The organism is Streptomyces palmae (assembly GCF_004684805.1).
Lineage (GTDB): Bacteria > Actinomycetota > Actinomycetes > Streptomycetales > Streptomycetaceae > Streptomyces > Streptomyces palmae.
In genome coordinates this window covers 1-9333 of sequence record NZ_SRID01000281.1, presented here as the reverse complement: position 1 = coordinate 9333, position 9333 = coordinate 1, and the positions used below count along the sequence as shown (strand labels likewise).

11 protein-coding genes and 1 pseudogene are annotated in these 9333 nt (G+C 72.6%); 5 read left to right on the top strand and 7 right to left on the bottom strand.

Annotated features, from left to right (window positions below; all coding sequences use genetic code 11):
- Positions 1 to 180: 180 nt before the first annotated feature.
- Positions 181 to 834 (bottom strand): FMN-dependent NADH-azoreductase, encoded by a 654-nt coding sequence (locus tag E4099_RS23850; protein WP_135341172.1) that lies wholly within the window; start codon positions 832 to 834, stop codon positions 181 to 183.
- A gap of 117 nt (positions 835 to 951) precedes the next feature.
- Between E4099_RS23850 and E4099_RS23845 the strand changes: the two genes are divergently transcribed.
- The 3 genes from E4099_RS23845 to E4099_RS23835 all read left to right on the top strand — a co-directional run bounded on the left by E4099_RS23845 (position 952) and on the right by E4099_RS23835 (position 2779).
- Positions 952 to 1323: a winged helix-turn-helix transcriptional regulator gene (locus E4099_RS23845; RefSeq protein ID WP_135341171.1), complete on the top strand. Its 372-nt coding sequence runs from the start codon at positions 952 to 954 to the stop codon at positions 1321 to 1323.
- A 193-nt stretch (positions 1324 to 1516) separates the two neighbouring features.
- Entirely contained in the window at positions 1517 to 2359 is an 843-nt protein-coding gene (locus E4099_RS23840) for a hypothetical protein (RefSeq protein WP_386388636.1), read from the top strand.
- 75 nt (positions 2360 to 2434) lie between these two features.
- A complete protein-coding gene (locus E4099_RS23835) occupies positions 2435 to 2779 on the top strand; it encodes a rhodanese-like domain-containing protein (RefSeq protein WP_135341170.1) in 345 nt (114 codons plus the stop codon).
- A 277-nt stretch (positions 2780 to 3056) separates the two neighbouring features.
- On the opposite strand, the gene E4099_RS23830 is transcribed toward E4099_RS23835, so the two are convergent.
- From E4099_RS23830 to paaA, 6 genes are all read right to left on the bottom strand, one after another.
- Entirely contained in the window at positions 3057 to 4211 is a 1155-nt protein-coding gene (locus tag E4099_RS23830) for an acyl-CoA dehydrogenase family protein (protein WP_135341169.1), read from the bottom strand.
- A 474-nt stretch (positions 4212 to 4685) separates the two neighbouring features.
- Positions 4686 to 5777, bottom strand: coding sequence for a 2Fe-2S iron-sulfur cluster-binding protein (locus E4099_RS23825; RefSeq protein WP_135341168.1), 1092 nt, complete (start codon positions 5775 to 5777; stop codon positions 4686 to 4688).
- Positions 5777 to 6265, bottom strand: a complete 489-nt coding sequence (paaD, locus tag E4099_RS23820) for a 1,2-phenylacetyl-CoA epoxidase subunit PaaD (RefSeq protein WP_135341167.1) — start codon at positions 6263 to 6265, stop codon at positions 5777 to 5779. Before paaD ends, E4099_RS23825 begins: the two co-directional genes overlap by 1 nt.
- Complete coding sequence (gene paaC / locus E4099_RS23815; RefSeq protein WP_135341166.1) at positions 6259 to 6960, bottom strand: 1,2-phenylacetyl-CoA epoxidase subunit PaaC; 702 nt, start codon at positions 6958 to 6960, stop codon at positions 6259 to 6261. Before paaC ends, paaD begins: the two co-directional genes overlap by 7 nt.
- The gene (paaB, locus tag E4099_RS23810) at positions 6957 to 7256 is read right to left on the bottom strand and encodes a 1,2-phenylacetyl-CoA epoxidase subunit PaaB (protein ID WP_135341165.1); all 300 of its coding nucleotides are present in this window, start codon (positions 7254 to 7256) and stop codon (positions 6957 to 6959) included. Before paaB ends, paaC begins: the two co-directional genes overlap by 4 nt.
- Entirely contained in the window at positions 7253 to 8203 is a 951-nt protein-coding gene (paaA, locus tag E4099_RS23805) for a 1,2-phenylacetyl-CoA epoxidase subunit PaaA (protein ID WP_135341164.1), read from the bottom strand. Before paaA ends, paaB begins: the two co-directional genes overlap by 4 nt.
- 242 nt (positions 8204 to 8445) lie before the next feature.
- On the opposite strand from paaA, the gene E4099_RS23800 reads away from it, so the two are divergent.
- Complete coding sequence (locus E4099_RS23800) at positions 8446 to 9078, top strand: DUF5819 family protein (protein WP_342451939.1); 633 nt, start codon at positions 8446 to 8448, stop codon at positions 9076 to 9078.
- Positions 9075 to 9333 (top strand): annotated as a pseudogene (locus E4099_RS33720) (RNA polymerase subunit sigma-70); the annotation flags it as partial. The gene E4099_RS23800 and the pseudogene E4099_RS33720, both read left to right, overlap by 4 nt.

The following is a 9333-nucleotide window of genomic DNA, read 5'->3' as shown; positions in this document are numbered from 1 at the left end:
GGGGAGCGGACCGCGAGGGGGCGTCGGAGGCCGGAAGGCGGGGCCCCGGGCCGGGCGGGACATGGCTGGTTCCTGACGCACTGGCCCCGACCGTCACCGGTGGGGGCGACGGTCGGGGCCAGTGTGTCGAGTGCCTCGGGCGTCTCAGGCGTCTCGGGCGTCCGGGATATCTCGGGTGTCTCAGACGTCGAAGCGGCCGGCGAGCTCCTTCGCCGCGGCCACGGCGTCCTCGTGGGCCTTCGCCTTCGACGCGTCGGCCAGGTCGATCAGGCCGGCCATCGCCGGGTTGGACCGGGCCAGGGTGAGCTCGGGAACGATGAACCGCACGTCCAGGCCGAGCCCCTCACCCAGCGCCTTGCCCAGGTAGGTGGTGACGAACTCGAAGCTCTCGCGCGGGGTGCCCGGGCCGTAGCCGCCGCCCCGGCTGGCGACGACGACGGTCGGCTTGCCGGAGACCGTCGTCTGCTCGGCGCCGGAGGTGCGGCCCATCACGATGACGTGGTCCAGCCATGCCTTCAGCGTGGACGCGATCGTGAAGTTGTACATCGGAGCGCCGATGAGCACCGCGTCGGCCTGCTCCAGCTCCGAGGTGAGCTCCTCGCGAAGGGCGAAGGCGGCCCGCTGCTCCTCGGTGTGGTCGGCGGGGTTGACGAAGCCGGCGACCGCGGCGGGCCCGTCCAGGTGCGGCAGCGGGTCGGCCGCGAGGTCCCGGTACACCACCGTCCCGTTCGGGTGCTGGGCCTCCCACTCCGCGCGGAAGGCCGCGGTGACGGCACGCGAGGCGGAGCCCTCGAGGGGGGACAGGGACGAGTCGAGGTGCAGCAGCGTGGCCATGGCATGACTCCGTGATCGGTAAGTGGGCTCGGTGAGCCGGTTTTCCGTACGTAGCTATTGATAGCACAGGGGCTTACTTTTTCGCAGCCCCCTACGTCGGCACAGTACCCTGGGTGTATGGCGGCACGGGACGAACACAGCGAGCAGTCGTGCAAACGGGCTGACGAACGCATGACCCGCGTCTTCGAGCTGTTCGGGAAGCGGTGGACCGGGGTGATCGTCTCGGTCCTGCTCGACCAGCCCGCGTACTTCGCGGACCTGCGCCGAGCGATCCCCGGCATCAGCGAGCGCATGCTCTCCGACCGGCTGGCGGAGCTGGGCAGCAGCGGGCTCGTGCTGCGCGAGGTGGAGGCCGGGCCGCCGCTGCGGGTGAGCTACCGGCTGACCGAGGCGGGGCACGCGATGGAGCCCTCGCTCAGGGAACTCGGCCGCTGGGCGGAGACCTACCTCCCGGACGGCGGCGGCTGCCCGGAGCGCTTCCGGCAGTAGTGGCGAGAGCGTGCGCCACCCCGGCAGGGGGCCTGGGCGCGGCGGTCCGAGCCGGCCGGAGAGCCGCCGGACTCGGCGTCCGAACCGCCTGTTCGGTGCCAACCGGGCGATCTTGGGCTGGCGAAGCCCGGCGCGGCCTGGCGAGCGGCGGCGAGCGGCATGTACCGCCGACGGTGCCACGTAGGCTGGTCGGGTGACGAACCCGGAAGCGCAGCAGACAGAGCCGTCGGCCGCGGAAGCGGAGCCGCTGCCCGATGCGGAGGCGGCTGGTACCCGGCGGCTGGAGCAGGCCGTGCGGGCCGCCGAGCAGGCGCTGATCGAGTTCGAGATCGCGGTGGAGACCTTCCGGGTCGAGGTGGAGAACTTCTCCCGGCTGCACCACCAGCGGCTCGGTCCGATGTACTCGCGGCTGGATGAGCTCGACGCGCAGATCGCCGAGGCGGTCGCGGCGCGGAGCGGCGACCCCGAGGATGTCCGCCGGGCCCGCGAGGCCCGGGGCCTGGTGATGCCGATGCCCGAGGTCGAGGAGCTGTTCTTCGGCTGGGTCGACTCCGAGGGCCTCTCCCCTGAGGCGGCGGCGATGCTCACCGAGCGCCCGGTGCAACCGCCGCCCCGGGTGCGCCCGAGCGAGGAGGCCCGGCGGCTCTACCGGGAGCTGGCCCGCAACGCGCATCCGGATCTGGCGGCGGACGAGGCAGAGCGTGCGCGGCGCGGCGAGTTCATCGTCCGGGTCAACGCGGCGTACGCGGCCGGGGACGAGGCCGCGCTGCGGGAGCTGGCCGACGAGTGGGCGGCCGGCCCCCGATCTCCCGAGCGCCGTGCCGGCCGCAGCGATGAGCTCTACGCCCGGTTGGAGTGGCTGGCCGAGCGCAAGGAACTGCTCGCCGCGATGGCCGCCGAGCTGGAGTCGAGTGCGATAGGCGCCATGCTCAAGATGGCGCCCGACGATCCGGACGGGCTGCTCGAGGAGATCGCCGAGCAGCTTCTCGCCCAGGTGGCGGAGAAGGAGACCCGCCTGGCGGAGCTGTTGAACTAGGTTTCCTGGGGCCAGGGCCGCCATCCCGGTTCCGGGACGCGGCGGCCGGACCCGCTACACGAGAGGTTTGTTTCCATGCAAAGTGGCCCGCTTCCCGAGGTGGATGCCGCCGTGGTGCCGTCCGACGCGCTGCTGCTCGATGTCCGGGAGGACGACGAGTGGGCGGCCGGGCACGCCGAAGGCGCGCTGCATATCCCGATGGGGCAGGTCGTGGCCCGGTTCGGTGAGCTGACCGAGGCGGCCGCCGACGGCCGACGGGTGCATGTGGTGTGCCGCAGCGGTGGTCGTTCCGCGCAGGTCGCCCAGTACCTGATCCAGCAGGGTCTGGACGCGGTGAACGTGGGCGGCGGCATGCGCGCCTGGGACGCCGCCGGCCGCCCGATGGTCGGTCAGCCCGAGGCCCAGGCCTTCGTGCTCTGAGCCGCCCTCCCCGGGGCGGCTGCCGCCGGCCGCCGGTCGTCTCGCCGCCGACCGCCGACCGCCGGCCCACCCGGCCCTCGGGCCGCTTCCGGGTCCCCGGGCCCCTTTCGAGGGTCTGGCAACCTCTTGTGCGGCTCGTCGGCCGCCTGCCTCGGGGGCGGACCTCTGAGGATGTGCCAGGACCTCTTCTGGGCTTCCGGAGACGCCTTCTGAGAGGACCTCAGATCTCCCTGCGCAGAGGGCCATCCCGTCGCCGCCGCTGCCCTGGCGTGCCTGGTCAGGCCAGCGGGTGTGCGGCCAGGAGTTCGCCGAGTGCTTCCTCGTGCGCGGCGGCGCAGCCCAGGGAGAGCTCCAGTTGCTTGGCCCAGGCGTGGTAGCGGTGCAGCGGGTAGTCGGTGGCCGCGCCGAAACCACCGTGCAGGTGCTGAGCCGTCTGCACGGTGCGGCGCACTCCCTCCGCTGCCCAGATCTTGGCCACGGCGATGTCCGCGTCCACCGGCAGGGCCCCGCTGTGGGCCGTCGCGGCCTGGCCCGTGGCGCTGAGCCGCCAGGCCGCCTGCCACAGTGTGGCCGCCATGGCCCGCTGGTCGATAAAACGGTCGGCGGCCTGCATCGCCACCGCCTGGAAGGTGGCGAGCGGATGACCGAACTGCTCACGCTTGCTGGTGTACGAGCCGGTCAACTCCAGTACCCGGCAGGCGAGGCCGAGGGCGATGGCGCAGGTTCCGGTGGTGAGGAGCCGACGCAGCGCCTCCCAGGCGCCGTCCGCGGTGATCACCTCCTGGTGCTCGGCCCGCACACCGTCCAGCCGCAGCTCGGCCAGGCGCTCGCCGCTGGTGGACACCTGGTCGTCCAGTGCCACGCCCGACCGCACCCGGTCCACCAAGGCCAGCACGGTGTGCCCGTCCTCGGTCTGGGCGGGCAGCAGCACGCCGTCCGCGCTCTGCGCCCAGGGCACGGCGGTCTGTACGCCGTCGAGGATCCAGCCGCCGTCCGCCTGGCGCCGGGCTCGGACGGCCCGTTCGGCGCCCTCGTGCCCGGTACGGCCGCTGGCGGCGACGGTCAGCACCGCCTCGCCGCGGGCGATGCGGGGCAGCAGGGTCTCGCGCAGGGCCGGATCGCCGTGGGTCTGCACGGTCAGACCGGCCGCGCTGGTCTCCAGCAGCGGCACCCGGGCGAGTACCTTGCCCGCCTCGCACAGCACCAGGCACAGAGCGATGGGGTCGAGCCCCGCCCCGCCGTACCGCTCGTCCAAGGTCAGCCCGAGCAGATCGGCGCCGGCCAGGGTCCGCCACAACGGGCGGTCGATGTCATCGGCCACCGGGCGGGATGTGAGCGCCGGGCTGGGCACCTGGTCCGGCCGGACTCCGGAGAAGACGGCTCGTGCCGCTTCCTCGGCCGCCTGCTGCTCTTCGGTGAAGGTGAAGTCCACGGTCGCCGTCCCTCCGCGCGCACCTGCCTGTCTGACGGGTCGTCAAGATAGAACAGGTTCTAGAAGAAGGGAACGGCTGGACACGGTCCACCCTGCGCCCGGCAACCGGGCGGCTCCGGGGGCTCGATGGCTTCGCGAACCCGGCGGCTTCGGGAGGCCGGCGGTCCGGCAACCGGGCGGCTCTGGGGCTCGGTGGTCCCGAGACCCCATGGTCCGGAGACTCGGCAGTATGGGAGCGTGGCGGCTTCGGGAACCCTGCGGACCGGGGAGTCGGTGGCCAAGGGGCCCCATGGACCGGGAACCCCACGGTTCGGGGGCTCGGCCGCTCCGGGAACTCGGCGGTCGGTAAACCGGTGGCCCCGGATCGAGGCTGGGGCCACCGGGTGCCTGGGAGTCGGCGGCCTTCTGGCGCCGGCGCCTCCGTATGCCGGAGGCTCCGTGGTGCCGGCGCCCCGCCGGCCGGTGGTTGCCGGCTCAGCGGTCGAAGTCCAGCTCGACCTCCTCGCCGAGCGGGTGGGACTGGCAGGCCAGCACATAGCCGGCGTCGAGCTCGTCCGCCTCCAGCGCGAAGTTCCGGTCCATCCGCACCTCGCCGGAGACCAGGAAGGCCCGGCAGGTGCCGCACACGCCGCCCTTGCAGGCGTACGGGGCGTCGGCCCGGTTGCGCAGCACCGTCTCCAGCAGCGATTCGCCATCCTGAACCGGCCAGTTGCCGGAGCGTCCGTGCAGGGTCGCGGTCACCGTGCTGTGCGCCGGGGCGTCCGCCCGGGCCGGGGCGGGGGAGGCGCCGTCGTCCACGTGGAAGATCTCCTGGTGGACGCGGTTGCGGGGCACGCCCAGCCCGCGCAGCGCTCGCTCGGCGCCCTGCACCAGGCCGTACGGTCCGCACAGGAACCAGCCGTCCAGCGAGTCCACCGGCAGCAGGGCGGGGAGCAGGGCGGTGAGCCGCTCCTCGTCCAGCCTCCCGGAGACCAGACCGGCCTGCTGTTCCTCCCGGGAGAGCGCGCTGACCAGCTGAAACCGCTCGGGCCAGCGGTCCTTGAGGTCGGCCACCTCCTCCAGGAACATCGTGGAGGCCGCGCTTCGGTCGCTGCGTATCAGGCAGAAACGGGCATCGGGCCGGCGCTCCAGCAGGGTCGCGGCGATGGACAGCACCGGGGTGATCCCGCTGCCGCCGACGATGGCGGCGAAGCGGCCTCCCCGGGGCTCCAGCGTGAAGCGCCCGGTCGGCGGCATCACCTCCACCGTGTCCCCGGCGACGAGCTCCTTGTGGGCGTAGGTGGAGAACGCGCCGCCCTCCACCAGCCGCACCCCGACCCTGAACGACGCGGGACCGGCCTCTCCGGGCGGTGCCGGGGTGCAGATCGAGTAGGTGCGCCGCACCTCGGTGCCGTCCACCATCCGGCGCACCGCGATGTGCTGGCCGGGCGTGAAGTGGAAGGTCTCACGCAGCTCGGGCGGCACGGCGAAGGTGACGGCGACCGAGTCGTCGGTGAGGCGGTCGACTGCCGCCACCCGCAGGGGGTGGAAGGCGTGGTGGACCGCGGCGGGCGACGGGCGGGCCATCACAACTCCTTGAAGTGGTCGAACGGTTCGCGGCAGGAATCGCACCTGCGCAGCGCCTTGCAGGCGGTGGAGGAGAACCGGCTGAGCAGCGTGGTCTCGGTGGAGCCGCAGTGCGGGCAGCGGATGGCGAGGGTGACCGGCACCGGTCCGCCCATGTCCCGGGGCGGGGCGATACCGGCTTCGGCGAGCTTGCGCCGGCCCTCGGCGGTGATGGCGTCGGTGCTCCAGGGAGGTGAGAGCACCGTGCGGACCTCCACCTCCGCTATGCCCCGCTCGTGCAGCACCTGCTCGATGTCGGAGGACATCGTCTCGATCGCCGGGCAGCCGGTGTAGGTCGGTGTCAGCTCGACCTGGACCCGGCCGGGCCCCACCAGGTGGACCCCGCGCAGCACGCCCAGCTCGGCGAGCGAGACCATCGGCATCTCCGGGTCGGGCACCGCGCCCGCCAACTCCATCAGCTCCGCCTCCAGCGGAGTGGCCGTCACCATGTCGCCCCCGGATGGCTGCGGTGCAGATGCTGCATCTCGGCCAGCATGCGGCCGAAGGGCTCGGTGTGGACGCCCTGCCGGCCGCCGCCCGCCGCCCAGGCGGTGTGCCGCGCCCCCTCGGGCAGGGCGAGCGTGGCACGCTCCAGGATCGATCCGATACGGGCCTGCCAGCGGCTGCGCAGGAGGGTCCAGTCGGCCGGGCAGCCCTCGATCGGCTCGAACAGCTCACCGGTGTACCGCCAGAGGGTGTTCAGCCCGAGCTGCATCCGCTCCCGGCTGTGCGCCGTGCCGTCGCCGAGCCGCAGCGTCCAGTGTTCGGCGTGGTCGCGGTGGTACACGACCTCCTTGAGCGCCTTGGCGGCGAGCGGTGCGAACTCGCTGTCCCCGTCCGCCAGCTGCTCGTACAGCAGCTCCTGGTAGGTGGAGAAGTAGAGCTGGCGGGCGATGGTCTGGGCGAAGTCGCCGTTCGGCTGCTCCACGAGCTGCAGATTGCGGAACGCCCGCTCCTCGCGGAGGTAGGCCAGCTCGTCCTCGTCCCCGGCCATGGAGAGCAGTACCCGGGCCTGGCCGAGCAGGTCCAGCGCGATGTTGGCGAGCGCGACCTCCTCCTCCAGCACCGGGGCGTGGCCGGCCCACTCCCCCAACCGCTGGGAGAGCACCAGGGCGTCGTCGCCCAGCGCGATCGCTGCGCTCACAGGTGACGCACCCCCTCGGGGATGTCGTAGAAGGTCGGGTGCCGGTAGGGCTTGTCGGCGGACGGCTCGAAGAACGGGTCCTTCTCGTCCGGCGAGGAGGCGGTGACGGACGCCGACGGCACCACCCATATCGACACACCCTCCGAACGGCGGGTGTACAGATCGCGGGCGTTCCGCAGGGCCATCTGGGCGTCCGGGGCGTGCAGGCTTCCGGCGTGGGTGTGGCTCAGCCCGCGCCTGCTGCGGACGAACACCTCCCACAGGGGCCAGTCGCTCCCGTTGGCGTCCGTGCTCATGACCGTGCCTCTCCGTGCTTCGCCGCGTAGGCCGCGGCAGCTTCGCGCACCCAGGCGCCTTCCTCATGGGCCCGGCGGCGCTGGGAGATCCGCTGGGCGTTGCACGGGCCGTTGCCCCGCAGAACCTCGCGGAACTCGGCCCAGTCGATCGGCCCGAAGTCGTAGTGGCCCCGCTCCTCGTTCCACCGGAGCTCGGGGTCGGGCAGGGTGAGGCCCAGGCTCTCCGCCTGCGGGACGCAGATGTCCACGAAGCGCTGGCGCAGCTCGTCGTTGGAGTGGCGCTTGATCTTCCACGCCATGGACTGCGCGGAGTGCGCCGACTCGTCGTCGGGCGGACCGAACATCATCAGCGACGGCCACCACCAGCGGTCCACCGCGTCCTGGGCCATCGCGCGCTGGGCCTCGGTGCCCCGGCTGAGGGCCAGCAGCAGCTCGTAGCCCTGCCGCTGGTGGAAGGACTCCTCCTTGCAGATCCGCACCATGGCGCGGGCGTACGGCCCGTAGGAGCAGCGGCACAGCGGCACCTGGTTGGTGATCGCCGCGCCGTCCACCAGCCAGCCGATGGCGCCCACGTCGGCCCAGGTGAGAGTGGGGTAGTTGAAGATCGAGGAGTACTTCTGGCGGCCGGTGTGGAGCTTGTCCAGCAGATCCTCGCGGCGGGCGCCGAGCGTCTCCACGGCGCTGTAGAGGTACAGGCCGTGGCCCGCCTCGTCCTGCACCTTGGCCATCAGGATCGCCTTGCGCCGCAGGGAAGGGGCGCGGGTGATCCAGTTGGCCTCCGGCTGTATGCCGATGATCTCGGAGTGGGCGTGCTGCGCGATCTGCCGGATGAGTGAGGTGCGGTACTCGTCCGGCATCCAGTCGCGCGGCTCGATGCGCTCGTCTGCGGCCAGGGCGGCGTCGAACACCGCCTCATACGCGCCCGCGTCCGCCGCCATGGTGGTCATTCCCAGGCCCCCTAGCCCTCGCTGCCTGCCGGCCGACCCTACCGACCGATCGTTCGGTTCAATGGTGGGGCGAGGGAACGTAGGGTGTCAACCCTGTGGATAACCCAGAGGGCCCTGTGCCGGGCGGGCCGGCCTGGGTACCGTGCCGGGACGGGGTGCGTCGGGTCCGCGGGAGAAGCGCCGCGGCAGCGCCACGGGGAATCGGGGCGGGGATGGAGCCGGAACAGCAGAGGACGGGCGGGGTGACCGGCCTGTCGCTACCTGCCCAGCTGGTCGTCGCGGTGGCCGCGGCGGCGGTGGCGGTGTTCGCCGCCGTACATCTGGCCATGGTCTTCCTGCATGTCGCTCCGTCCAACACGATCAGCAAGAACCACGGAAAGACCGTCGACGACTACATCTATCCGGAGTTCGAGCAGAACTGGAAGCTCTTCGCTCCCAATCCGCTCCAGCAGAATGTCGCGGTCCAGGTGCGGGCAGAGGTCCACCGGCCGGACGGGGGCAACGGGGCCACTCCGTGGCGGGACCTGACCGCCGAGGACGGCGCGGCCATCCGGCACAACCTGCTGCCCAGCCACAGCCAGCAGAACGAACTCCGCCGGGCCTGGGACTTCTACCAGGGCTCGCACGACGTCCAGGACCAGCCGATCGGCCGGCGCGGAGTGCTCTTCGGGCAGTATCTGCGGCGGATCGTGATGCTGCGCATCGGCACCGAGGAGGGTGGCGGCACCGTGCGCCGGATACAGGTGCGGGTCGCGTCCACACCGGTCACCCCGCCGCCCTGGAACAAGGAGAAGCTCGACACCAGGACCGTCTACCGGGTGCTGCCGTGGTGGACGGTGACCGACGCCGACCTGCCGGAAGGGGTCAGCTGGTGACCGAGCCCAACGCGCACTCGCCGGAGACCGAGCCGGAGTCGGAGCCGAAGCCGAAGCTCGCCGACACCGCCGTGACCGGGGCCGCCACGGCACCCGAGCTCCCCGGCTCCCAGCCTCCGCCGCCGCCTCCGGTGGACCCGCCCGCCGTGCCCGCTCCCCGCACGGCGCCAGGCGCCCTCGCAGGGCCTCCAGTGCCGGCCGCCGCCGCACCGGACGACCCGCCCGCCGTGCCCGCTCCCCGCACGGCGGGCGGGT